General features: G+C 69.6%; 21 protein-coding genes and 1 pseudogene. 14 read left to right on the forward strand and 8 right to left on the reverse strand.

Annotated elements, in window-relative coordinates; all coding sequences use genetic code 11:
* Positions 1-27 precede the first annotated feature (27 nt).
* The 6 genes from AB0L97_RS24815 to AB0L97_RS24840 form a co-directional block, all read right to left on the reverse strand.
* Complete coding sequence (locus AB0L97_RS24815; RefSeq protein ID WP_364433618.1) at positions 28-633, reverse strand: SGNH/GDSL hydrolase family protein; 606 nt, start codon at positions 631-633, stop codon at positions 28-30.
* Positions 630-1,889, reverse strand: coding sequence for an NAD(P)/FAD-dependent oxidoreductase (locus AB0L97_RS24820; RefSeq protein WP_364433621.1), 1,260 nt, complete (start codon positions 1,887-1,889; stop codon positions 630-632). Before AB0L97_RS24820 ends, AB0L97_RS24815 begins: the two co-directional genes overlap by 4 nt.
* Before the next feature lie 95 nt (positions 1,890-1,984).
* Complete coding sequence (locus AB0L97_RS24825; protein WP_364433624.1) at positions 1,985-3,667, reverse strand: AMP-dependent synthetase/ligase; 1,683 nt, start codon at positions 3,665-3,667, stop codon at positions 1,985-1,987.
* 97 nt (positions 3,668-3,764) lie between these two features.
* Positions 3,765-4,697 carry a LysR substrate-binding domain-containing protein gene (locus tag AB0L97_RS24830; RefSeq protein ID WP_355076459.1) on the reverse strand — a complete coding sequence of 311 codons (933 nt, stop codon included), beginning with the start codon at positions 4,695-4,697 and terminating at the stop codon, positions 3,765-3,767.
* A 244-nt stretch (positions 4,698-4,941) separates the two neighbouring features.
* A complete protein-coding gene (locus tag AB0L97_RS24835; RefSeq protein WP_364433629.1) occupies positions 4,942-6,939 on the reverse strand; it encodes a serine/threonine-protein kinase in 1,998 nt (665 codons plus the stop codon).
* A gap of 251 nt (positions 6,940-7,190) precedes the next feature.
* Positions 7,191-8,438: a helix-turn-helix domain-containing protein gene (locus tag AB0L97_RS24840; RefSeq protein WP_364433632.1), complete on the reverse strand. Its 1,248-nt coding sequence runs from the start codon at positions 8,436-8,438 to the stop codon at positions 7,191-7,193.
* A gap of 125 nt (positions 8,439-8,563) precedes the next feature.
* Between AB0L97_RS24840 and pruA the strand changes: the two genes are divergently transcribed.
* The 6 genes from pruA to AB0L97_RS24870 all read left to right on the forward strand — a co-directional run bounded on the left by pruA (position 8,564) and on the right by AB0L97_RS24870 (position 16,432).
* A complete protein-coding gene (pruA, locus tag AB0L97_RS24845; RefSeq protein WP_364433659.1) occupies positions 8,564-10,201 on the forward strand; it encodes an L-glutamate gamma-semialdehyde dehydrogenase in 1,638 nt (545 codons plus the stop codon).
* The gene (locus AB0L97_RS24850) at positions 10,201-11,157 is read left to right on the forward strand and encodes a proline dehydrogenase family protein (RefSeq protein ID WP_364433635.1); all 957 of its coding nucleotides are present in this window, start codon (positions 10,201-10,203) and stop codon (positions 11,155-11,157) included. Before pruA ends, AB0L97_RS24850 begins: the two co-directional genes overlap by 1 nt.
* 162 nt (positions 11,158-11,319) lie before the next feature.
* Positions 11,320-12,765 carry an amino acid permease gene (locus AB0L97_RS24855; RefSeq protein WP_355076466.1) on the forward strand — a complete coding sequence of 482 codons (1,446 nt, stop codon included), beginning with the start codon at positions 11,320-11,322 and terminating at the stop codon, positions 12,763-12,765.
* 117 nt (positions 12,766-12,882) lie between these two features.
* Positions 12,883-14,292: an amidase gene (locus AB0L97_RS24860; RefSeq protein ID WP_355076468.1), complete on the forward strand. Its 1,410-nt coding sequence runs from the start codon at positions 12,883-12,885 to the stop codon at positions 14,290-14,292.
* A 281-nt stretch (positions 14,293-14,573) separates the two neighbouring features.
* Complete coding sequence (locus tag AB0L97_RS24865; protein WP_364433640.1) at positions 14,574-15,215, forward strand: GntR family transcriptional regulator; 642 nt, start codon at positions 14,574-14,576, stop codon at positions 15,213-15,215.
* Entirely contained in the window at positions 15,215-16,432 is a 1,218-nt protein-coding gene (locus AB0L97_RS24870; protein WP_355076471.1) for an MFS transporter, read from the forward strand. Before AB0L97_RS24865 ends, AB0L97_RS24870 begins: the two co-directional genes overlap by 1 nt.
* A gap of 25 nt (positions 16,433-16,457) precedes the next feature.
* Here AB0L97_RS24870 and AB0L97_RS24875 read toward each other — a convergent pair whose 3' ends face one another.
* Both AB0L97_RS24875 and AB0L97_RS24880 read right to left on the reverse strand, forming a co-directional pair.
* A complete protein-coding gene (locus tag AB0L97_RS24875) occupies positions 16,458-16,889 on the reverse strand; it encodes a nitroreductase/quinone reductase family protein (protein ID WP_356965373.1) in 432 nt (143 codons plus the stop codon).
* A 95-nt stretch (positions 16,890-16,984) separates the two neighbouring features.
* Entirely contained in the window at positions 16,985-17,392 is a 408-nt protein-coding gene (locus AB0L97_RS24880) for a TIGR03668 family PPOX class F420-dependent oxidoreductase (RefSeq protein ID WP_355076705.1), read from the reverse strand.
* A gap of 175 nt (positions 17,393-17,567) precedes the next feature.
* Between AB0L97_RS24880 and AB0L97_RS24885 the strand changes: the two genes are divergently transcribed.
* From AB0L97_RS24885 to AB0L97_RS24920, 8 genes and pseudogenes are all read left to right on the forward strand, one after another.
* Positions 17,568-17,984 (forward strand): hypothetical protein, encoded by a 417-nt coding sequence (locus AB0L97_RS24885; protein ID WP_355076474.1) that lies wholly within the window; start codon positions 17,568-17,570, stop codon positions 17,982-17,984.
* Positions 17,985-18,467: 483 nt separating this feature from the next.
* Entirely contained in the window at positions 18,468-19,850 is a 1,383-nt protein-coding gene (locus AB0L97_RS24890; protein ID WP_364433644.1) for an ATP-binding protein, read from the forward strand.
* The gene (locus tag AB0L97_RS24895) at positions 19,847-20,263 is read left to right on the forward strand and encodes a roadblock/LC7 domain-containing protein (protein WP_355076477.1); all 417 of its coding nucleotides are present in this window, start codon (positions 19,847-19,849) and stop codon (positions 20,261-20,263) included. Before AB0L97_RS24890 ends, AB0L97_RS24895 begins: the two co-directional genes overlap by 4 nt.
* The gene (locus tag AB0L97_RS24900) at positions 20,260-20,625 is read left to right on the forward strand and encodes a DUF742 domain-containing protein (protein WP_355076479.1); all 366 of its coding nucleotides are present in this window, start codon (positions 20,260-20,262) and stop codon (positions 20,623-20,625) included. The genes AB0L97_RS24895 and AB0L97_RS24900 overlap by 4 nt, the downstream gene beginning before the upstream one ends.
* Positions 20,626-20,677: 52 nt before the next feature.
* Positions 20,678-21,250 carry an ATP/GTP-binding protein gene (locus tag AB0L97_RS24905; protein ID WP_355076707.1) on the forward strand — a complete coding sequence of 191 codons (573 nt, stop codon included), beginning with the start codon at positions 20,678-20,680 and terminating at the stop codon, positions 21,248-21,250.
* The gene (locus AB0L97_RS24910) at positions 21,247-22,518 is read left to right on the forward strand and encodes a cytochrome P450 (RefSeq protein ID WP_364433649.1); all 1,272 of its coding nucleotides are present in this window, start codon (positions 21,247-21,249) and stop codon (positions 22,516-22,518) included. Before AB0L97_RS24905 ends, AB0L97_RS24910 begins: the two co-directional genes overlap by 4 nt.
* On the forward strand, positions 22,515-23,750 hold the full coding sequence (locus tag AB0L97_RS24915) for a cytochrome P450 (RefSeq protein WP_364433652.1): 1,236 nt from the start codon (positions 22,515-22,517) through the stop codon (positions 23,748-23,750). Before AB0L97_RS24910 ends, AB0L97_RS24915 begins: the two co-directional genes overlap by 4 nt.
* 36 nt (positions 23,751-23,786) lie before the next feature.
* A pseudogene (locus AB0L97_RS24920) lies at positions 23,787-23,905 on the forward strand (transcriptional regulator); the annotation flags it as partial.
* Positions 23,906-24,010: the final 105 nt, after the last annotated feature.

Here is a 24,010-nt window from a genome sequence, read left to right on the forward strand (position 1 = left end):
GAAATTCCTCTCGAACCGGGTGGATGGTCAGGCGGCCACGGTCGTCGCGGTGCGCGACGCGACGAGTTCGGCGACGCTCGCGGCGAACCGGTGGTGGCCCAGCGAACTGGGGTGCAGACCGTCGGCGGTCCACATCTCCGGCCGCTCCCATTCGGGTTGGGTGGCGATGTCCAGCAGCAGCGTGCCGGTGTCGGCGGTGACGTGCGCGAGCACCGCGTTGGCGAAGGCGAACCGCTCGCGCAGCAGCGCGCGGAAGCCGTCGGGCACGGGCAGCCGGGCCGGGATGTCCGGGTAGCTGGCCGTGAACACGGTCGCGCCGCCTGCCCGCAGGCCGCCGAACAGCTCGGCGAGGTTGCGGGCGAAGCGGTCTTCGGCGAAATCGCTCACCAGGTCGTTCACGCCGACCACGACGCCGAACAGGCCGGAACGGCCCGAAAGCGCCACGCGCAGTTGATTTTCCAGCACGACGGTGGTCGTCGCGCCGTGCTCGCCGAGATTGCGCACCGCCGCGGGCCGCAGCCCGAGCTGGCCGCCGAGACGCGGAACCCAGCCACGGTAGCCGCCCCCGGGCGCGGCGTCGCCGCGCCCTTCGACGAAGCTGTCACCCAGCGCGGTCAGCACGGGCGCGCTCATGCGGTCACTCCGTCCTTGCTGACGTGCCTGGCCGCCGCCGGGAAGTCCACCTTCTCGTACAGTGCGGCCAGCTCTTGCTCGCCGAAGTACCTGTCCGGCGAGTAGATTCCCGCGATCAGCCCGAAGAAGTGCTTGGTGTAGTCCGCGTCCAGCGACGTCGCGCGGAACACCGAGTCGTAGTACGGGGTCAGCGACAGCTCCGAGATGCTCAGTGTCAGTTCGTAGGTGCTGGCGCTCTGCGCGTCGCGCTCGCGCTGATACTCCGCCAGCGCCTCGTCCATCGGACGCGCACCGGACAGGCCTTCGTCCACGTGGTCGGCGAGCAACTGCGCGTACTTGAACGCGTCGGTGATGCCCCAGCCGGTGAACGGATCCTTGTGGTAGGCGGCGTCGCCGACCAACGCCCAGCCGGGGCCGTGCGACGCGCGGCGGTAGTTGTCCGGGTACAGCATCGGGCGGAACTGCTCCACCCGCTTGCCGGTGTCGCGCAGGCGAGCGCCGATCTCCGGGTCGACCTGGTCGACGATCTCCTGCACGCCGGCGTCCGGGTCGGCGCGGAACTCGCGGAACCGGTCCCGCTTGCGCATGACCGCGACCAAGGCCAGATCGTCGTTGGTCGGCCAGGACGCGAACTGCTGCTCGCCGAATCCGGTGCGGTGCTGCATCCCCCAGTCGACGCCCTCGTAGTAGGAGTAGTAGACGAAGCACGCCGCGGGCGAGCCCTCGTACTCCTGTGCGCCGACGGCCTTGGCCACCAGCGAGTTCGAGCCGTCGGCGCCGACCACCAGTGTGGCGCGGAACTCTTGCTCGGCGCCGTCGCCGATCGCCCCGCGGATGCCGGCCACGCGGTCACCGTCGAAGACCAGTTCGGAGACGGTGAAGCCCTGGATCACCTCGACGCCGGAGTTGCCCGCGGCCTCGACCAGGATCTTGTCCAGCACCGTGCGGCGCGGGCAGTAGACGGCGTCGATGCCGTCGGCGGCGGTATCGGCGAAGCCCTTGATCACGATGTCGGTGTAGGAGAAGTTCAGGTGGCGGATCGCCGGAACGCCGGTGGCGACGACCTCGTCCAGCAGGCCCCACGACTTCAGGAAGCCGAGCCCGGCCTGGTGGATGTAGTGGGTCGAGGGGGTGTCGCTGGGGAAACTCGCGCGGTCGACGGCGAGCACCCGGTAGCCCTTCCTGGCCAGCAACATGGCCAGCGGGGCGCCCGCGACCCGGGTTCCGACAACGATGACGTCGTACATGTTTCGCATCACTTTCCGGTAGTCGAATTCCGATTCGAGTCTGTGGCCGTGCCTGGCGCTCGACCACCGCTCCGGGCCCTGATTCATCGGCCGATCGGCCGCGGCTATCGTGCGGGCCGTGGCGCGGAATACAGCAGTTCGATATCCGCCGCGTAGGCTTCGGCGATCGCGGCGCGGCGCAGTTTTCGTGACGAAGTCGACAATCCGTCCTCGACGGTGAAATCTCCGTCCACGATTCGAAATGCCCGAATCGATTCCGCGCGCGAGACGAGCGAATTCGCGTCGTCGACCGCCGATTGCACGGAGGCGGTGAGATCGCCGTCCGGCTCGGTGGCGCGCCAGCGCCGCACCTGCGCCTGATCCAGAGTCACCAGGGCGGTCACGAAATCGCGGCCGTCGCCGAGCACCATGCAGTTGGACACCAGCGGATGCAGCCGGATCCGGTCTTCCAGCGGCGTGGGCGCCACGTTCTTGCCGCCGGAGGTCACCAGGATCTCCTTCTTACGCCCGGTGATCCGCAGGAATCCGTCGTCGTCGATTTCGCCGAGGTCGCCGGTGTGCAGCCAGCCCTCCGGGTCCACCGGCGACTGGCTCGCCGCCGCGCCCCAGTACCCCGGCGACACGTGCGGTCCGCCGACCAGCACCTCGCCGTCGTCCGCGGCGATGGCCACCGAGGTCCCCGGAATCGGCCTGCCGACCGTGCCGAGCCGGTTGGTCTCGGGGGCGCTCACCGTCACGGCGGTGGCGGCTTCGGTGAGGCCGTAGCAGTTGAGCAGCTCCACGCCGAAGGCCGCGTAGAACCCGACCGTCGAATCGTCCAGCGAGGCGCCGCCGGAGATGACGTAGCGCAGCTCACCGCCGAGCGCTGCCGCCACCGGGTGCGTCGACGGCTCCGGCGTGGCTCGCGCCCGCATCAGGTCGAGACCGCGCTCCACCGCCTCCCGCTCCTCGGTCTCGGTGAGCAGGGTGCGGCAATACTTCCGAATCTTCTCCAAGCCGTAGGGAATCATCGCGAGGAAGGTCGGCCGCACGGCGGGCAACGTGGGCACCAGGTCCGGAATGCCGGGCAGCAGATGCGTGCGGCTGCCGCCGAACAGGCAGGCGAACAGGATGGTCTGGCCGAAGACGTGCGACAGCGGCAGGGCCAGCACGGTGGTCCCGTCGAACATGGCACCGGTGCGGCGCACGGTGTTCGACGAGGACACGAACATGTTGCGATGGGTGATCAGGCAGCCCTTCGACACGCCGGTGGTGCCGCTGGTGTAGACGATCATCGCCAGGTCGTCCGGCCGGACCGCGGCGATGCGCGCGGCCAGCCCCGGATCGACCGCGCCGGTGGCCCAGTCCGCGATCTGCTCGAAGGCCCAGACCTCACCCGCGCCGGCCGCGCGCAGCCGCTCGGCGTCCTCGGCGCTCTCGGCGGCGAAATACGCGCTTCCGCTGTCGCTCAGGATGTGCTCGATCTGGCTCGGTGACGAGGTGGGGTAGACCGGCACCACCACCGCGCCCAGGGCCAGCAGCGCGCAATCCAGCAGCACCCACGACAGATTCGTGCGGCCGAGCACCGCGACCCGATCACCCGCCGCGACGCCGCGCTCGGCCAGAGCCGAGGCCAGGGCACGGGCCCTGTGGTCCACCTCGGCGCTGGTGAGCCGCGTTCCGTCGGCGTCGCACAGCGAAAGCCGGTCCGGGTGCTCGGCAGCCGCGCCGGAAATCACCGAGTACAAACTCGCCGAGTCCGGCAGATCGAAACCATTCTCACCGACCGACACTGCGATGACAGACACTGTGTTCACAATGTCGAATTCTGGTCGGCGGCACGGAATTACCGCGTCGCCGACATCGCGGTTCCTACCGCACGAATGTCATCACCTATCGACGTGGTCAGGCCGATACCGCGCGGGCAATATCGATTTGCGCCGGTTCCGGAGAATCGATGCAATCCAGGAAAAAGCCGACCGCCGGATTCGGCTCGTCCGCACGCCACACCGCGTACAAATCGAGCGTCGGCACCGGATCGAACAGTTTCACCGCGACCGAAGCCGTTCCCGGTCCGCCCATGCCCATCGAAATCGCCCGCGGCAGCGAGGCGAAGCCCACCAGCGGGCGCACCGAGACCATGTGCGCCGTCGCACCCGGGTCGTCGGCGGTCTGCGCCACGGCGAGGGAGATCCTGGAATCCGCCGCCGCCCGGAAGATCGAGTCGTACATGGCCGGACACTGTTCCCTGGCGAAGAGCACACATTCCTGGCCCTCCAGTTCGGCGAAGGGAACGCCGGGCCGGTCGGCCCACCGATGCCTGCGCCCGACCACGGCGACCAGTGGCACCCGGTGCAGCAGCCGCCGGTACCGGAAGTCGGTCGTACTGGGATGGCCGTACACGAGGGCGAGGTCCAGCGACCCGTCGGAGAGCGCCGCCAACTGCGGGCCCGTGCGCTTCTCCCACAGCGACACCACGATGTCGGGATGTCGCTCCGTCATCCTGGTGAGCGCCTCCGGCAGCACGTGTCTGCTGGCCGGAAGGTTGTACCCGATGTTGAGGGTGCCCGCCCGCCCTTCGGCGGTCGCCTTCGCGGCCTGGGCCGCGCGGTCCATCTGCGCCACGATGAGCCGGGCCTGACTCTCGAACTCCCGGCCCGCCGGGGTCAGTTTGACCTCGTGCGAGTTGCGTGCGACCAGTTGCACGCCGAGCGATTTCTCCAGCTTCTGCAGCTGGGCACTGAGACTGGGCTGCGTGAGATGCAAGCGCTGCGCTGCGCGGCCGAAATGCAGCTCTTCGGCAATCGTGATGAACGAAACCAGATGTCGGAACTCCATGCCGCCGGCTCCTTTTTCCGCGTACCGGAAACGGTAGCGCCACCAAGTAACCGAGGATGAACCGGGATCGGACGAACGACACCGAAACCGTAGCCGATCGGTGAACTGCCGCCGAAGGGACGAGAGGGTGTGCTACTCGCGCCCGTGACCATCCAGCTTCCCCGAAACCCCGCCGGAGGGCAACTCGAAAGACGGAAACCCGGTGTGGGGCAACCGCGCTGCCACCGCGGCGCGGGCCGGGGCACTAGCCGAAATACTGGTGGAACCACGCCGTCAGGTCGGCTTCGCTCTTCGGCCCCGGTTCCGGGTGATCGGCGCGCAGCGTGCAGAAATTCCCGATGACCGCGTACTGCTGATGGATCACCAGCAGACAGTTCGGGCCGAGCGCCGCATCGGTGTTCGGATAGCAGAAATAACGGCCGAGGACTTTGCCGTCCTGTCGCCAGACATCGTCACCTTGGTCGCCGCGACCGCAGACATGGCCGGAGAACTGCGCGCGGTCGGCCTCGTACAGTGCCGTCGCGGACTCCGGGTTCGAGAGGCCGAAGAACTCCGCGGCCGGAAATCCGGCCTTCGTCCCGCAGGCCAGCGCCGCGGCCACCGGACCGGGCGGCGGGTCGGCGTGGCGGCAGTTGGCCGGCCCGAAATCACCGGCCAGATGGTTCAGCACCGCATGATCGGCCTGCGTGAAATAGTCGGGATCGCGGGCGACGTCGGAGGTGCGGAACCCGAGGCGGTTACGCACGGCGGCATAGTCGCGGTACGGCTGCTCGTCGGGGTTCCAGATGTACACCGCGGCCGCCGAAGCCCGCTCGTCCGTGAGCAGCAGCGCGGGCCGCGGCGCGGCGGGATCGTCCATCTTGCTCTCGAAACACGACTTGCGGCCGACTTCCACGCCGTCGCGCAGCATCGGCCCGTCCGGCCCCGGCGGATCTCCTGGGCAGTTGTGTCCGTGCAGCGCGGTCAGCAACGACGACGTGTAGCCGCGCAGTTGGTCGACGGTGCGAAACCGCAGGAATCGCGCCACGGGGTCGCTCGCCGCCGGATTCGCGGCGCAGAACACGACGGCGACCGTGGGAGCGTCGGGAGTCTCGTGCACACAATTCGCGCGTTTGTAGCCGGAGGGGCCGACCAGCGAGAGCAGTTCGACGTCCGCGCCGTTCGGCGCGCTCGCGTCGGGCACGGCGGTGCCGGAGGTAGGCCGGACCAGCTCCCAGCCCAGGAAGCCGAGCGTGGCGGCGAGCAGCACGACGCCCAGCAGGGCGAGCACACGCAACAACCGACGGCGGTGTGGCCGCCTCGGGCGGTGACCGCGGCCCGCCGCCCCCGACCGGTCCTCCGGACTACCCGCACCGGCAGGCGCGTCCGCGGTCCCCAGCGACTCCGACGGGCCCGTAGCCGGGCCCACCACGACCGCCGCCTGCGCCGCCGCCCCCAGATCACCCGCGGTGCCGTACCGCGCCTGCGGATCTTTGGCCATGCCGCGCGCGACGACGTCGTCCAGCCGGAGGGGCAGGCCGGGACGGTGCGAGTGCGGCTGCGGCGGCGGCTCGAACAGGTGCGCGGAGATGATCTGCGCTTCGGTGTCGCGGGGGTACGGCCGCGAACCGGTCAGGCACTCGTACAGCACGCAGGTCAGGGCATAGATATCGGCGGCGGGGGTGACCGTGCGAGAGTGGAACCGCTCGGGCGCCATGTAGTGGAACGACCCGATCGCCGAGCCGGTGCCGGTGAGACTTTCCCCGGTCGCCGACTGCGCGATCCCGAAGTCCACGAGATAGGCGAAGCCGTCGGGGGTGAGCAGGATGTTGTCCGGTTTGACGTCGCGGTGCACCAGGCCGTCGGCGTGCGCGGCGTCCAGCGCGGCGGCGATCTGCCGGATGATCGCGACCGCCCGCTCCGGCTCCAGCGGCCCCTGCGCTTTCAACAGCGCGCGCAAGCTGTCGCCGCCGACCAAGCGCATGTCGATGTAGAGCCGGCCGTCGATCTCGCCGTAGTCGTGGATCGGGATGATGTGCGGTTCCTGCAGCCGCGCCGCGACGTGCGATTCGCGCCGGAATCGTTCCCGGAACACCGGGTCGTCGTGCAACCGCTCCGGCAACACCTTCAGCGCGATGACGCGATCCTTGACGGTGTCATAGGCCTCGAACACCTCCCCCATGCCGCCACGACCGATCAGGCGATCCAGGCGATACGGCCCGAATCGCGACCCCACCTCGAGCGTCTGACGTCGCGTCGTCATCTCGTCCTCCGTGACGGGGACCCGGACTTCCGGGGGTCGTGCCCCGGCTTCCCGCGCTCAACTGTAGAGCCCGGCGAACCCCTTCGGCGGACGTATCGCACAGCGGGCCGGTCAGCGGCCGGAAGCCATCAGCGCAGGTCCCAGCGCGGTGGGGCCTCCAATGCCGCGAACCGATGCCGGTTGCCGCCACGGTCGTGGCGATCATCGCGACGACGCGAACCCGTCGCGGTGGTCGCCACCGGCAGCCGTCGTCAACCGGATGCCTCTGGCTTACGCGGGCGGCGGTGCAGGGCGAGCTGGATCTCCAGCAGCAGGCGGTCGGCGGGGTCGTCGAGATTCATGCCGAGGATGTCCTCGACCCGGCGCAGCCGGTAGCGCAGCGTGTTCGGATGCACGCACAGTGCCGCGGCGGCGTCGCGCACGTCGCCGTGTTCGCGCAGATAGGTCTCGACGCTGTCGCGCAGGTTCGCGGAATGCTTGCGGTCGTAGTCGAACAGTGCGCCGAGCCGCGGATCGCGCAGTTCCGCCCGCGCTGCCACCAGATCGAGCACCTCGCCGAGCAGCACCGCGGTGCGCGCCTCGGCGAGGGTGGTCACCCGGCTCGCGGGCGACGCGGCGGTGCGGTCGAGGACCCGATCGACCTCGGCGCGCGCGTCGGCCACCCGGCCGAGATCGGGCACCGGGCAAGCGATCGCGGCCCGCAGCGACAGCGACCCCTTGGTGTCGAAGTGCTCGATCAACTGACGTGTCCAGGCCGTCAACGCCTGCTCGGATCGGTAGCCCGGCAGCAGCACGTAGACGCGGTCACCGATCGCGGTGCTCACCGAGTCACCGCGAAAGGAACTGGCACGCAACCGGAGTACGCCACCCAGCGCGGCCCGGTCGGCGCCGGACGCGTGCTCGCCCGACGCGAGCGCGAAGCCGATCACCGCGGCCGGACCGGTCGACGGCAGATGCAGCGCGTTCGCCACTGCCGCGGCGTCGACCGCCGCACCCGCGCCGAACAGCCGGCGGATCAGCAGCGCCTCGGTGGTGGGCGCGTCCAGGCTCCGGGAGATCAGGCGTCCCGCGACGGCCGCCGCGCCGCGCAGGATCTCCGCCGCGTCCGGGTGGAACGGCCGATCCCCCTGCTGCAGCCAGATCGCGCCGAGCACGCGCGGAGCGCGTGCCCGCGCGTCGGTGGGTCGGCGTATCCCGATCGCCAGCCTGCGCTTGATGTTCAACTCGTCGTGGGCGGGCACGTCGACGATCTCGTCTGTGTCGCGCAGCCGATCGAGCACGCCCCACTGCCGCAGCAGGCTCAGGTACTCCGGCGGTCCTTCCCGGCCGAGGATCGATCGCACACGCAACTCGTCGGCGGTCTCGTCGGACGCCGAGTACGCGAGCACATGCGACCGCGGGTCCTCGATCGACACCATCCCGCCCGCGTGGTCCGCGATCATCTGCGCCAGCGCGAACAGGTCGATGTCCGCGGCGACTTCCTCACCATCCCCGCCCACGTTCCCGTCCTTCGGCCAACTCGACAACGCATTTGCCTCATCTTTGTCCAATAGGCTCATTGTCCGGACAGTTTTCCGGTGTTGACTTCCCAGTACCAAAAATTCATCTGACAGCTGGAGGTTCCATGGACGCCGTCGTGTCCCCGCCCCCGCCGGTCAACGAGCCGGTGGGCAGCTTCGCGCCGGGCACGGCGGAACGCGAGCGCCTGCGGACGAAGCTGGCCGATCTGGCCGCGACCCCGACGGAGGTCACCCACGTCATCGGCGGTGTGCATCGGCACGGCTCGGGCGAACGCGTCACGGTGACGCAGCCGCACCGGCACGCCGCCGTGCTCGGCACGCTCACCACGGCCGGGCCCGGCGAGGTTCGCGACGCCATCGCGGCGGCCGCCGCCGCGGCACCGGGGTGGCGTGCGCTGCCGTTCGCCGAGCGCGCCGCGATCTTCCTGCGCGCCGCGGACCTGCTGGCCGGGCCGTGGCGCGAAACCATCGCCGCCGCAACGATGCTGGGCCAGTCGAAGACGGCCTACCAGGCCGAGATCGACACCCCCTGCGAGCTGGTGGACTTCTGGCGGTTCAATGTGCACTTCGCTCAACGGATCTTGGCGGATCAGCCGATCTCGGCGCCCGGGGTGTGGAATCGGATGGACTACCGGCCGCTCGAGGGATTCGTCTACGCGATCACGCCGTTCAACTTCTCCGCCATCGCGGGCAACCTGCCCACCGCGCCCGCGCTGATGGGCAACACCGTGGTGTGGAAACCGGCTCTCACCCAATCGGTGGCGGCGTACTGGACGATGAAGCTGCTCGAGGCGGCGGGGCTGCCGCCAGGCGTGATCAACATGGTGCACGGCGCGGGCCCCGAGGTGTCGGAGGTGGCACTGGCCGACCACCGGCTCGCCGGCATCCACTTCACCGGATCCACCGCGACCTTCCGCCACCTCTGGCGCACCGTCGCGGCGCATCTCGACCGCTACGACTCCTACCCGCGCCTGGTCGGCGAGACCGGCGGCAAAGACTTCGTCGTCGCGCACAGCTCCGCCGATCCGGACGTACTGAGTACGGCCCTGATCCGCGGCGCGTTCGACTACCAGGGCCAGAAGTGCTCGGCCGCCTCGCGCGCTTTCCTGCCACGATCGGTGTGGGACCGGATGGGCCGCGAGTTCATCGACCGGGTGGCCGGGCTCAGCTACGGCGACGTCACCGATTTCGGTCACTTCGGCGGCGCCCTCATCGATCGGCGGGCTTTCGACAAGAACACCGAAGCCCTCGCGCGCGCCAAGGCGACCCCGAGCCTGACCATCGCCGCGGGCGGCCACGCCGACGACAGCATCGGCTATTTCGTCGAGCCGACCGTCCTGCTCGGCGACGACCCGGCCGACGAGGCGTTCCGCACCGAGTACTTCGGCCCGATCCTGGCCGTGCACGTGTACGACGATTCGGTCGGTGGCTCGTTCGAGTCCGTGCTCGACCTGATCGACCGTGGTTCGCCCTACGGCCTGACCGGCTCGGTCATCGCCCGGGATCGCACGGCGATCGCCACGGCCGCCGACCGGTTGCGCTTCGCGGCAGGCAACTTCTACATCAACGACAAACCCACCGGCGCGGTCGTCGGCCAGCAGCCGTTCGGCGGGTCGCGCGCGTCGGGCACCAACGACAAGGCAGGCTCGGCACAGAACCTGCTGCGCTGGACCTCCGCTCGCACGATCAAGGAAACCTTCGTCCCCGCGACCGACCACCGCTACCCGCACCAGGAGTTGTGATGGCCTTCTCCGGACTGCTGCGGCCCGCCGTGCTGGCGGCCTCCCGCTCCCCGCGCGTGGAGCGCGCGATCACCCGCATCCCGGCCACCAAGAAGGTGGTCGACCGTTTCATCGCGGGCGAGACCGAGGGTGACGCGGTCGCCGCGACCTCGGCGCTGCTCGGCTCCGGCCGCTCGGTCACCATCGACTACCTCGGCGAGGACACCACCGATCTCGACAGCGCCCGCGGCACCGTCGTGCACTACCTGCGGCTGCTGTCGGCGCTGGCGGAACTGCGGGCCGTGAACGATGCTCCGGTGCCGCAGCTGGAGGTATCGCTCAAGCTTTCCGCGCTGGGCCAGTCGCTCCCGCAGAACGGATACGCGATCGCCCGGGAGCACGCCTACGAGATCTGCACGGCGGCGAAGTCCGCCGGGGTCTGGGTGACCGTCGACGCCGAAGACCACACCACTACCGACGCGACGCTGGCGATCGTGCGCGAGCTGCGTTTGGACTTCCCATGGCTCGGCACGGTCTTGCAGGCCTATCTCAAACGCACCGAGGAGGACTGCCGCACCTTCGCGGGCCCGGGATCGCGGATCCGCTTGTGCAAGGGCGCCTATCGCGAACCCGCGTCGGTGGCCTATCAGAGCCGTTCCGCCGTGGACGAGTCCTATCTCCGGTGCCTGCGGGTTCTGATGGAAGGCAAGGGCTATCCGATGATCGCCACGCACGACCCGGCGCTGATCGATGCCGCGCTGCGCCACGTGCGGGAAAGCGGCCGGAAATCAGGCGATTTCGAGTTCCAGATGTTGCACGGCATCCGCGACACCGAACAGCGGCGCCTGGCCGGAGTGGGCCACACACTGCGCGTCTACGTGCCCTACGGAGACCAGTGGTACGGCTACTTCATGCGCAGGCTGGCCGAGCGCCCCGCCAACATCGCGTTCTTTTTGCGCTCCTTCCGCGACCGCTGAGCGGGAGCACGGACGGACGAAGCCCACTGAACCGAGTCACCAGCACTGGCACGCTTTTCGCCGCCACTTGCGGCGCCACGCGACCATACTGGCGGAACACACGGTTTCGACCGAGTACGTGCCGTCGGCGCTGGAGAAACGAACACAGCTTTAAGGAACAGCATGGTCCTCGCTCACCTACGCGCCCAGATGACGCGCCGAAAGCCGCTCGGCGAGGTCGACGACGAAGCCGCCGCGGCCGACGAGCAGTTGTCGCGGTCGCTCGGCCTGTGGCAGCTCACCGCGATCGGTGTCGGCGGCATCATCGGCGCGGGCATCTTCACCTTGGCGGGCGCGGTGGCGCACTCGGTCACCGGGCCTTCGGTGTTGATCTCGTTCCTCATCGCGGGTGTGGCCAGCGCCGCCGCCGCGCTGTGTTACGCCGAGTTCGCCGGGATGGTGCCCAAGGCCGGGTCCGCCTACACCTACGGATACGTGTCGCTCGGCGAGATCGCGGGCTGGTTCATCGGCTGGGATCTGCTGCTGGAGTACGTCGCGGTCGCGGCGGTGGTGGCCATCGGCGTCTCCGGCTACTTCAAATTCCTGCTGGAACAGGTCGACATCGCAGTGCCGGATTGGATGCTGGGCGCGGCGGGAACGGGTGACGGCCACGTCGTCGACGTGTTCGCCATGCTGTTCTGCCTCGGTACGGCCTGGCTGCTCTCGCGCGGCATCCGCAGCGTCGGCCGGTTCGAGACCGTCGCCGTCGGCATCAAGGTGGCCCTCGTCGTGCTGATCATCGCGCTCGGCGTGTTCCACATCGACAGCTCGAACTACACCCCCTACTTCCCGTTCGGCACGGGCGCGGTGTGGACGGGCGCGGCCACCGTCTTCTTCGCCGTGTTCGGCTACGACGCGATGAGCACCGCCGCCGAGGAGTCCACCGAGGGCAAGAAGCATCTGCCGAAGGCGATCATCTATTCACTGGCCATCGCCATGGTCCTCTACGTCCTGGCAACCCTGGTGCTCACCGGCATGCAGAAGTACACCGAGATCAGCCCGACCAGCGGGTTCTCCACCGCGTTCGAATCGGTCGGGCAGCCGGGCGTCGCGAACATCATCGCGATCGGCGCCATCATCGGCATCGTCACCGTGGTGCTCACCTTCATGCTCGGCGTCACCCGCGTGTGGTTCGCCATGAGCCGCGACGGCCTGCTGCCGGAATGGTTCGCCAAGACCCATCCGGTCCGGAAGGTGCCCACCAGAGTGACCTGGATCGTCGGCATCGGAGCCGCGCTGATGGCCGGTCTGCTGGACATCACCGTGGTGGCCGAACTGACCAATATCGGCATCCTGATGGCGTTCATCGTGGTGTCCGTAGCCGTGATCGTGCTGCGGCGCACCCGCCCCGACGAGCCGCGCGAGTTCCGCCTGCCGTTCATGCCGGTCGTGCCGCTGATCGGCATCGGGTTCTCGGTGTATCTGATCTGGTCGCTGCCGTGGGAGACCTGGGCGCGTTTCGTGATCTGGCTGGTCGTCGGCCTGATCGTCTACTTCACCTACTCGCGCACCCATTCCAGGCTCGAGCGGCCCCGGCCCGCCGCGGCGGAAGGCCCGGCGACTTCCTGACCACGCGGGCCGTCGGCGGGTACACCATTGCGGAAAGGTCGCTCGACTGCTTACGGTCGAAAACGTCGGCATCGGCGACAGCCGCGACGTCGCGCGGCTCGGAAGGAGCGGTGGCGGATGGACCTGCGCGAGGCCGTGTCGGCGGGTGTGCTCGAACAGCGCGAGTTACTGGCCCAGGGCGCTCTTTCGGCGGAGCAACTGGTCGAGGCGACGCTCGACGAAATCGATGCCGCGGCGGATCTCGGCGCGTTCACCCATGTCCTGCGGGATGAGGCCAAGGCGGCGGCCGTCGAGCGGGATCGCGAGCGCGCGGCGGGCGAGCCGGTCGGCCCGTTGCACGGGGTGCCGGTCGCGGTGAAAGACGAGTTCGATGTCGCCGGTGTGGTGACCACCTTCGGCACCAGGGCGAATGCCACGCCCGCCGTGGCGGACGCCGAAGCCGTGCGCAGGCTGCGCGCGGCCGGGGCGATCATCGTCGGCAAGACCGCGATGCCGGAATTCGGGCAGTGGCCGTTCACCGAGTCCAGCACGTTCGGCGTCACCCGCAATCCGTGGGACCCGAGCCGCTCTCCAGGCGGATCGAGCGGCGGGTCGGCCGCCGCGGTGGCGGCCGGGCTGGTGCCCGTCGCACTCGCAGGCGACGGCGGCGGGTCGATCCGGATCCCGGCGGCATGCTGCGGATTATTCGGTCTCAAGCCGCAACGCGGGCGTGTGCCGATGTCCCCGAACGAGCACCTGTGGTGGGCGTTGGGTGCCGCCGGGCCGCTGACCCGCGGCGTGCTGGACTCCGCCGTCGTCTACGACGTCATCCGCGGCAGCACCCCCACCGACCGATTCCGGGCTCCGGAACCGCCGACCTCGTTCGAGGCGGCGGCGCGCGAACCGGCCCGTCCGTTGCGCATCGGCTACAGCACCAAACCGCACGCCCTGATGGTGAAACTCGATCCGCAGTATGTGCGCGCCGTCCGCGACACCGCGAAATTGCTCACCGAACTGGGCCACACGGTGGCCGAGGTCGACCCGCACTATCCCGAATCCATGCACGCGTTCTTCCCGCAGTTCTTCGGCGGCGTGCGCGCGGAACTGGCCGAGATCGATCATCCGGAACTGCTCGAACGCCGCACCAAGCAGACGATGGCAGTCGGCGCCTGGGCACGCAGGCCGGTCGTCGAATGGGCGATCCGGCGCGGTGAGGCGTTGACGCGCAAGATGGACCGCGTCTTCACCGAATGTGATCTGCTGCTGACTCCCACCATCGCGATCCGCCCGCCGCGGCTCGGCGTGCTCGACGGGGCGAACACGGTACGAGCCCAGCTCGCCTCGATTCCGATGGTCGCCTACACCGAGCTGTGGAACGTCACCGGTCACCCCGCCGCCTCGCTGCCCGCGGGCGTAGGCGACGACGGGCTTCCGCTGTCGGTGCAGCTGGTGGGCCCCACGAACGGCGAGACGACGATTCTTCCGGTCGCCGCGCAACTCGAGCAGGCACGCCCGCATCCCCGCCCGGTCGCCCTTTCGCACCGCTAGCCTGCACGGCGTCGCCAGAGCCGGAAGGCCCACCGTTCCCGGCAGCAGCGTCGGCGCGCCCGAATGCGCGGTCCGGTCCGAACGTGACATCCGCCGCACCACCCCGGTCGGTGAGCGGAGCCACCTGTCGCGGGGGCCGCCGCGTCCTGCCGGGCGGTCAGTGCCCGGGTACGCCATGCCAATGCTCGCCACGGACCTTCCGCGATCGCTGCTTGGTAGGACGCGGCCGGTCGGTCCACCCCTCGCGAACTCCTGGCGAACGCGAGGCTAAGATACAACTTGTGTCTAAGACGTATTCATCCGCTGAGCAGGCCTATCGCGCCGTGAAGGAGCGCATCCTGTCCGGCGCGCTCGCGGGCGGGGAGCTGATCAGCGAGGGCGAGATCGCCGCCGACCTGGGCACCTCCCGCACGCCGGTGCGCGAGGCGTTCCTGCGGCTGGAGACCGAGGGGTGGATGAAGCTGTACCCGAAGCGCGGCGCGCTGGTGGCGCCGATCCCGCCCGACGAGGCCGAGCACGTCGCGCACGCCAGGTACGTGGTGGAGACCGCCGCGGTCCGCAGCGCCACCGCGAACGACCCCGGCATGCTGGTCGAGGCGTTGCGTTCCTCGATCCGGCGGCAGCGCGAGCTGGCCGCCGCGGGCGATCTCGACGGATTCGCGGTCGCCGACACCGACTTCCACCGCACCTACGTCCTGGCCGGTGGCAATCCGCTGCTGTCGGGTTTCTACGACTCGCTGCGGGAACGCCAGCGCCGGATGAACAGCGTCGCCCTGCACCGCGGCCCGGTCGACATCACCCGGATCATCGATCAGCACGCGCGGCTGGCCGACCTCGTCGCGTCCTCGGACGTCGACGGGTTCGCCGACGCGCTGGTCGAGCACCTGTCCGGCGTGCACCAACTGGAACTACGAGGCCGGTGATGGCGACACTCACCGTCACCGCGCCCCGCGACCGGGTCGTCTCGAGCCGATGGCCGGGCGTCGCCGCCGCGATGTTCGCGATCGCTTGGGGCGGAAATGAATTCACACCGCTGCTGGTGATGTACAAGAGCGACGGGCTGGCGGCCACGACCGTCGACCTGCTGCTTTTCTATTACGTGCTCGGCATCGTGCCCGCGTTGCTGATCGGCGGCCCGCTGTCGGATCGCCACGGCCGCCGGGCCCTGCTGCGGCCGGCGCCGCTGATCGCCGCGGCAGGTTCACTGCTGCTCGCGTTCGGGTCCGCTTCGGTGCCGCTCCTGTCGGCGGGACGGGTGCTGTGCGGCATCGCGCTCGGGCTGGCGATGGCGGTCGGCGGCAGCTGGCTCAAAGAGCTGGCACAACCGCCCTATAGTCCGCAGCTACCCGCGGGCACGGGCGCGCGCCGCTCCGCGATGAGCCTCACCGCGGGCTTCGCCATCGGCGCTTGCTGCGCCGGTGTACTCGCGCAATGGGCGCCGTGGCCGAACACCTTGGCGTATCTGATCAACGTAGGCCTATGCCTGATCGCCGCCGTGTGGGTCCGGCGTACCCCGGAAACCGTCTCCGGGCGGCGAAATCCGGGGAGCCTCCGCGACGACCTGCGCATTCCCGCGGCGGGGCACCGGCGCTTCCGCACGGTGGCATTGCCTGCCGCGTTGTGGCTGTTCACCTCCGCCGCGGCGGCCTACGCGGTGCTGCCCGCGCTGATGGCGCCTCGGGTCGGCGCGGCGCCGATCGCGTTCTCCGCCATGATCTGTGTCATCACCCTCGGCTGCGGGTTCGCCGTCCAGTCCGTCGCGCGCCGGATCGACCGGCCCGGCACCGCGCGGGCGGCGGCGGTGGCACTGATCGCGGTCACGATCGGGATGGCGCTCGCCGCGACGGCTTCCGGTCTGTTGACCCTGTGGGCGACGGTGGCCGCCGCCGTGGTGCTGGGAGCCGGTTACGGCATCGGTCTGGTGGCCGGGCTGCAGGAGATCGAACGCATCGCCCGCCCGGACGATCTGGCCGGGCTGACGGCCGTGTTCTACTCCGCGAGTTACTTGGGATTCGGCACCCCGGCCCTGCTTTCGTTCCTGCACGACACGTTCGGTCTCGGCTATCCGGCGATGTTCGGTGCGGGCGCGCTCGCGGCGGCCGGATGCCTCGGCCCGGTGCTGCGCGACTATCGCGCCTGACGGTCACCGATCCGCCGCGCCGCTCTCAACCCTTCGGCGTCAACAGGACGAGCGGAATCTCGCGCGTGGTCTTCGTCTGATAACCGGCGTAGACCGACTGCGCGGAGGTGACCCGGGGCCACAACGCCGCCCGCTCCTCGCCGGTGGCCACCCGAGCCGTCATCGGCACCTTCGGCCCGTTGCGCACCGACACGACGACGTCCGGGTTGTCGCGCAGGTTCAGGAACCACGCCGGGTGGACGGGGTCGCCGCCCCGCGAAGCGACCACGACATAGGTGTCACCGTCGACGATCGGCGCCGTGAGCATCACCGCGTGCGGCCGGCCCGATTTGCGGCCGGTGGTGGTGAGCTCGAGCGACGGCATGCCGGAGAAGTCGTTGCCCAGTTTCCCGAAGCTGATCTTCAGCAGGACGCGATGCGCCGTATTCATGGCCTTCAGCGCGAAATTCGAGGGCATACGATCCTCACGATCGGCTCGACGGGTGGTTCGGCTCGACGACCCCCGCAACGGGAGATCACGAATCGGACTGTACCCGAATCGGCGCGGCTCGCTCAGCGGGCGGACCACCCCGACCACCGCGCCACATCGATGGCTATCACCGGGCCCGGTGGCGGCTGCTGTTCGTACTGGGAGTAACGCGCGGTCAGGTGACCGATCGCCGCCTGCGCCTCGGCGCCGTCCGCGATGCGGGCCGCACCGTCGGCGCGAGCCCACCACAGCTGGGTCCAGTCGTCGCCGTACCGGTCGACGAGCACGGCGACCGCGGGGTTGGCCGCGATATTGTCCAGGCGGCGCAGCGCCGTGGTCGTCTTCGGTTTCGCGTCGACGCTGGTGTAGACGACCTCCCCCGCCACTGCGAAGACTATGGGCACCAAATGCGGGCGCAGTTGCGGCGAAACCGTTGCCAACCGTGCGACCGGACTGGTCGCGAATCGTTTGCGCGCCTCCTCGGAACTCAGCCGCACACCCGCCTCCTCGAGCTCGCCGTCCCCGGAAATCGGGGATCGAGTATGTTCCGCCCCCTATGCAACCGGACATTTGCCGTGAAATCACGGCGATCGACTACTACCACGCTACGGTCGAGTCAATGTGTGACCCGTCAAGAGGCTATGTCGTCAGAAGGTGGAGGCGGTTGTGGAAATCGATATCACTGCCCGGCTGAACCTAGCGTTCGAGATGTGGGAGCGTGCGCACGGGCGCCCGCTCGCCGACGATACGGTCGAGACATGGGTGACCGCAGCCGGGTACGACCTGGAACCAGGTCACCTGACGAAAGTTCGACGCGGTCAGGTCGCCACGCTCCCGGAGCAGACCCGCGCCGGGCTGGCCCACGTGTTCGGGCTCGACCCCAACTATTTCGTGTTCGATCCCGGTCCCGACCGGGCATGCGACGCCGAAGTGATCGCACACCTGGACAATTCGGCCCTGCGCCGCCTCGGACAGGCCGTGAACGGCGTATCGCTGCGCACCCTGCTGTACCTGGAGTCCGTCGCCGAAGTTCTCCGCCAGGCCGACGGCTTGCCCCCGTGCGAGCAAACCGCACAACTCTGATCGAACGACAGCGGCTCGGCTACGGCCCCCGGGAAGCCCGGCGGGCCGGCCACACCGCCCCGGCGCCACCGCCACTCGCGGACGCGATCGCATGACGCGTCGATAATCCAAGCTTGCAATATCGCATCGGTAATACGGCCGCACACAGGACCCCCCGGCATACCGATAGTGAATTCTAGGCAAACGTTAATTTCCCCATTTCGCACCGAGCGCGTCGCCGTGTAGCACTTTCCGCCGCGTCGTCAGCGTAATCCGAGCATCGACACGGCAGCGGAATATCCGCCCGCGCCGCTTTCCCGTGAAATACGCCCGAGTGGCGCCGCACCGCCCACCCCGCTATGCTCGGGCCGCGATATTTCGAAACTGCTTGTCGGTCTGCATATTTGGGGTGCCGAGGCACGCAGAAGGGGGCAGCTGTGCCGTTTCCCGGCGGCAAGCGCGAGTGCGGAAGTACGGAACTTGTCAGAGTTGTTGAATCCGGCGGTGAGTGAGCCCGGCGAAGACGCCGTCCGGCATCCGAAACCGCCGTACGCGACATTGTGGGCCTGCGTTGTCGCGACCGCTGCCGTCGTCACGGCGGCGGTGTACTACGCGCCCGCCGAATTCCGGATCCCACTCGCGGCAGGCGCCACCGCCGCCGCCGTCGCCCTGTGCGCCGCCACCACGGCGGCCGTCCACTTCCGTCGGCAGGCCCGGCACGCCCGGCGGGACGCGGGCCGGGCCAGGGACGACCGAGCGCTCGTCGCCAGCGGCGCGGAGGCCGAGGTCACCGCCGCGAGCGCGGCGGTCGCCGAATACGAAGCGCGCGCGAAGAGCAGTGACAGTCGTCGCGCCGCGGCCATGGCGGCCTTCGCGGGCGCGGCGGGCCGCATGCAGGCGATGACCACCAGCATGCTCGCGGAGCTGCGCGAGATGGAGCACCGCCACGGCGACCCCACCGTGCTCGCCGATCTGCTGCAGCTCGATCACCGCACCGCCCAGGCGGGCAGGCTCGCCGACAGCATCGCCGTGCTCAGCGGCGCGCGATCCGGCCGCCGCTGGGCCAAACCCATTGCGATGGAATCGATTCTGCGTGGAGCGATGGGACGTGTGGCGGGCTATCAGCGAGTCCGGTTGCGCGCGATCGCCGACATCGCGGTCTCCGGTCACGCCGCGGAAGGCGTCATGCACGCGCTCGCGGAACTGCTCGACAACGCCTGCAACTTCTCCCCGCCCACCACCGAGGTGCACGTCTACGCCGCCGAGGTTCCGGCGGGCGTGATCATCACCATCGAGGACAGCGGATTGGTCATGAGCGAGTCGGCGCTGCGCCGGGCCGAGGCGGCGGTCTCGGCAGGCGCGCCGGACGCCCGCGGGGCCGGAGCCGACCTGTCCTCGCTGACCGGGACCAGGCTCGGCCTCGCCGTGGTGGGCAATCTGGCGCGCAAGCACGGACTCACCGTCTCCTATCGGCCTTCCGCCATCGGCGGCACCGCCGTGGTCGTGGTGATCCCGCGAGACCTCACCACCCGCGCGGAACGGCCGCAGCCGTCCACCACCACGGGCACGCTGCCCGTCGCGCGGGAGCGGTCTCGCGCGGCCGCGCCGCTCGACCACGAATCCGCCGATCCGGAGGCCGTGCGTCCGTCGCCCGCGCTGGACGCTCCCGCCGTCGCGCCCCGAGCGCTGCCCAAGCGGCGTCGCGGCAGCACGCTGGCCGCTGTCCATCCCGAGGGCATCGGCGCGCCGGAGGCCACCGCACCGACTCCTCCTCCGGCACGACCGGACTCGCTCGGCGCGTTCCAGCGCGCGGTGTCCGGGCCCACGACCGGCAGCGCCACCACCACTCCCCCTGCCCCTTCCGTCTCCATGGAGAACGAACGATGACGACCTCCGAGACCGCCCAGCTGAGCTGGCTATTGGAACAGCTGCTCACCCGCACACCGCGCACCAGGCACGCTCTGCTGCTGTCCAGCGACGGGTTGAAGATCTGCCACACGCCCGAACTCACCGTGGACGGAGCCGACCAGCTAGCCGCCATCTCGGCGGGCATTCAGAGCCTCTCGCACGGCGCGTCGGTGGAATTCGGCGACGGCCGGCCCGGGGTGCGCCAGTCGATGACGGAGTTCTACGGCGGCATCCTGTTCATCGTCGAAGCCGGGCTCGGCGCGCACATCGCGGTCGTCGCCGCAGAGGACGCGGACGCCGGGCTGGTCGGCCACAATATGCGGGAGCTGGTGGAACAGCTCGGCGAACACTTGGCGGCCACGCCGCGCTTCCCGGGAGCGGGCGTGTCGTGAGCAGACCAGGCCGCGACGACGACCCCGATCGGCTCTACACGCTGACCGGCGGGCGCAGCAAACCGGACTCCGACACCTTCGATCTGGTCACCCTGGTGGTCAGCGAGTGCGCGCCGACGCCGGGCATGCAGTCCGAGCACGTGGCGATCCTCGACCTGTGCCGAGCTCCGACCGCCGTCGTCGAAATCGCGGCCGAGCTGCGGATTCCGGTCGGCATCGCGACCATCCTGCTGTCGGACCTGCTGCACGCGGGCAAGATCACCGTGCGTCCTCCGCAGGCCGGTCCGTCCGACTCGCCATGGCACTGCCTGCCCGACACCACGACGCTCGAGAAGGTGCTCGTTGGACTCCGCAAGCTCTGATCCGCGTCCCGCCCGCGCGGACGCGCCCCTGCACCGTGCGACCACGCGGGGACTGAAGGTCGTCATCGTCGGCGGTTTCGGCGTCGGCAAGACGACGATGGTCCGCGCGGTCAGCGAGATCCGGCCGCTCGATACCGAGGCGATCATGACCGACGAGGGGCTGGAGATCGACGATCCCAGTGGCGCGCCGGGCAAATCGACGACGACCGTCGCCTTCGACTTCGGGCGCATCACCATCGACGACGAGCACGTGCTGTACCTGTTCGGCGCACCGGGACAACAGCGGTTCCGGTTCCTCTGGGATCGGCTGTTCACCGGCGCGCTCGGCGCGATCGTGCTGGTCGACCCGCACCGGATCGCGGATTCCTGGTACGCGGTCGACCGGCTGGAACACCAGAAGACGCCGTTCGTCGTCGCCTGCAACGACTTCGGCGAGGGCCACCGCCCCGACGAGGTCCGCGACGCGCTCGACCTGGATCGGTACGTGCCGGTGATCGACTGCGACGCCCGCTCCCGCGAGTCCGGCAAGGGCGTCCTCATCACCCTCGTCGAGCACCTCTATTCCCGCGCGCCGTCCCCGGCGGCCCGGCGCCCCTTGTTCCCGACTCCGGAGGCCGCGTCATGACCACGCCCGCGCCGAGTTCCACCGACAGCTGCCCCGTCCGCACCGCACCGGTCACGTTGAGCGGCCCGCGTTTCCATACCGACCCGCATCAGCTCTATCACGAGATGCGCCGGGAGCACGGACCGGTGGTCGCCGTGGAGCTGCCCGGCGGCGTCCCCGCGTGGCTGGTCATCGGCTACCGCGAATTGCATCAGGTGACCAACGATCCCGAGTTGTTCCCCCGCGATGTCGGGCGGTGGAACCAGTGGCCGAACATCCCGCCGGACTGGCCCTTGCTGCCGATGGTCGGGCAGCCGATGCCGTCGATCTATTTCACCGCGGGCGCGGAGCACCGCAGGCACGTGGCGATGGTGGAACCGGCGTTGGAGACGGTCGACACCTTCGAATTGCGCCGCACCTGCGAGGACCTGGCCGACCGCCTGATCGACGCGTTCTGCGGCAGGGGCGAAGCGGAGCTGGTCGCCGATTTCGCCGAACCGCTGCCGGTGCTGGCCCTGGCGCGGATCCTCGGCTTCCCCGACGCGGACGGACCGCGGCTGGCGTGGACGATGAAGACGCTCGCCGACGGCGGGGCCGACGCCCAAGCCGCGCATCAGCAGTTCGCCGAGCACATGGGGCGGTTGCTCGCGACCAAGAAAGTCGCGCGAGGCGCCGATTTGGTGTCCTGGATGCTGGCGCATCCCGGTCCGTTCTCCGACGAGGAATACGTCCTGGACCTGATGGCGGTCACCGCCGCCGGATACCTGCCCACGGCCGACTGGATCGGGAACTCGGTGCGGCTGATGCTCACCGACGACCGGTTCGCCGCGGCGCTCGGCGGCGGGCGACACAGCGTGGGACAGGCGATGAACGAAGTGCTGTGGGAGGACACGCCGACCCAGATCCTCGCCGGACGGTGGGCAGCCCGCGACACGCGGCTCGGCGACAAGGTCATCCGGGCCGGTGACATGCTGCTGCTCGGCCTGGCCGCGGCCAACGCCGATCCCCATGTGCGCCAGCATGTTTCCGACGGCGCCGAGCCGGCACACTCGGGCAACAGCGCGCACTTCGCGTTCAGCTACGGCGAATACCGCTGCCCGTTTCCCGCGCAGGAGATCGCCGAGGTCGTCGCGCGCACCGGCATCGAGGTGCTGCTCGACCGGCTGCCCGACCTCGATCTCGCGGTGCCCGCCCAGAACCTGGTCCGGCGACCGTCGGCCTTCCTGCGCGGCATGACATCCCTGCCCGTCCGCTTCACACCCGTTCGCGCCGTCGGAGGTACCCCGTGAGCAGAGAATGCCCACACGCAGCAGCCCTTGTCATCGATCCGATGGTCGGCGACCTGGGCGGAGAGACCAGCAGGCTGCGCGCCGCGGGTCCGCTCACCCGGATCGAGTTGCTCGGCGTGCCCGCTTGGACCGTCACCCGGCACGCGCTGGCCAGGCAGCTGCTCGTCGACACCAGGCTGGTCAAGGACATCAACGCCTGGTCACTGTGGCAGTCCGGCGCGGTGACCAGGCAGTGGCCGCTGATCGGTATGGTCGACGCGGGCCGTTCCATGTTCACCGTCGACGGTCCCGAGCACCGCAGGCTGCGGATCAAGACCACCCAGGCGCTGACCAAGCGCAGGCTCGACGCGCTGCGTCCCGCGGTCGAGCGGATGACCGCCGAACTGCTCGACGACCTGGCCGAGGCCGGACGCGACGGCGCGGCGGTCGACCTCAAGACGGTGTTCGCCTACCCGCTGCCGATGCGGGTCATCAGTGAGCTGATGGGCGTGGACCGCGCCGACCATCCGATGCTGCTCGACTGGTACAAAGCGTTCTTCTCGCTGCTGACGCCGCAGGACGAGCGGCTGCGGGTGATCGACGAATTGGACCTGTATTTCACCGAATTGGTGCGCAAGAAGACCGCCGACCCGACCGACGACCTGACCAGCGCCTTCATCGTCGGCGGCGACGACACCGAGCCATTGACCGAAGAGGAAGTGGTCGGCAACCTGAAGGCGCTGGTGGCCGCCGGGCACGAGACCACGATCGGCCTCATCCTCAACACCGTGCGCGCCCTGCTGGCGCGGCCGGAGCAGTTGAGCGCCGTCCACGCCGGTGACCACACCTGGGACGCCACGGTGGAGGAGACCCTGCGCTGGGACAGCCCGGTGACCCATCTGCTCATGCGTTTCGCCACCGAGGACATCGCCGTCGGCGACACCGTCATCGAAAAGGGCGAGGGTGTGGTCATGTCCTACCGTGCGATCGGCCGGGACTTCGCCGTGCACGGCGACGACGCCGACGACTTCGACGTCTCCCGCCCGACGGCCAACCGGCACTTGGCTTTCGGCTACGGCCCGCATATCTGCCCCGGCGCCGCGCTCGCCCGCATGGAAGCGGGCATCGCGCTGCCCGCCTTGTTCGCCCGCTTCCCCGGCCTGCGCTTCGCCGTGCCGGTCGAACAGATCCGCAACCTGCCGGTGCTCACCCAGAACGACCTCGAAGCATTTCCGGTCTATCTCGGGAACTGATCCGTGACCGGCGAATTCGCACCGGCGCGCCCAGCTGTGCGACTCCGCACCCGTAGGGCCGGATCACGCCGAAGGACGTCGGTCTGCCGACAGTGGGCCGGCGGCGGTCGCCCGGCCTACGGCGAGCAGAGGTCGCAATACTCACCGGGGTGACATCTCTGCTACGCACTCCTTAATGCTCGCCTTGGGCAGTCACTCCCAACACTGGGACGAGCGGAGGTGAAGGGCGGGCACTGCTGCCCGCGCAACCCAGCGTGCGA

This window comes from Nocardia sp. NPDC051911 (genome assembly GCF_040681035.1).
Taxonomy (GTDB): Bacteria; Actinomycetota; Actinomycetes; order Mycobacteriales; family Mycobacteriaceae; genus Nocardia; species Nocardia sichangensis.

Bases quoted from the DNA above. Each gene is read 5' to 3' on its own strand.
- AB0L97_RS24875 (WP_356965373.1), bottom strand. From the start codon at position 16,889: ATGCCCTCGAATTTCGCGCTGAAGGCCATGAATACGGCGCATCGCGTC.
- AB0L97_RS24820 (WP_364433621.1), bottom strand. From the start codon at position 1,889: ATGCGAAACATGTACGACGTCATCGTTGTCGGAACCCGGGTCGCGGGC.
- AB0L97_RS24835 (WP_364433629.1), bottom strand. From the start codon at position 6,939: ATGACGACGCGACGTCAGACGCTCGAGGTGGGGTCGCGATTCGGGCCG.
- AB0L97_RS24860 (WP_355076468.1), top strand. From the start codon at position 12,883: ATGGACCTGCGCGAGGCCGTGTCGGCGGGTGTGCTCGAACAGCGCGAG.
- AB0L97_RS24815 (WP_364433618.1), bottom strand. From the start codon at position 633: ATGAGCGCGCCCGTGCTGACCGCGCTGGGTGACAGCTTCGTCGAAGGG.
- AB0L97_RS24855 (WP_355076466.1), top strand. From the start codon at position 11,320: ATGGTCCTCGCTCACCTACGCGCCCAGATGACGCGCCGAAAGCCGCTC.
- pruA (WP_364433659.1), top strand. From the start codon at position 8,564: ATGGACGCCGTCGTGTCCCCGCCCCCGCCGGTCAACGAGCCGGTGGGC.
- AB0L97_RS24910 (WP_364433649.1), top strand. From the start codon at position 21,247: ATGACCACGCCCGCGCCGAGTTCCACCGACAGCTGCCCCGTCCGCACC.
- AB0L97_RS24850 (WP_364433635.1), top strand. From the start codon at position 10,201: ATGGCCTTCTCCGGACTGCTGCGGCCCGCCGTGCTGGCGGCCTCCCGC.
- AB0L97_RS24870 (WP_355076471.1), top strand. From the start codon at position 15,215: ATGGCGACACTCACCGTCACCGCGCCCCGCGACCGGGTCGTCTCGAGC.
- AB0L97_RS24895 (WP_355076477.1), top strand. From the start codon at position 19,847: ATGACGACCTCCGAGACCGCCCAGCTGAGCTGGCTATTGGAACAGCTG.
- AB0L97_RS24830 (WP_355076459.1), bottom strand. From the start codon at position 4,697: ATGGAGTTCCGACATCTGGTTTCGTTCATCACGATTGCCGAAGAGCTG.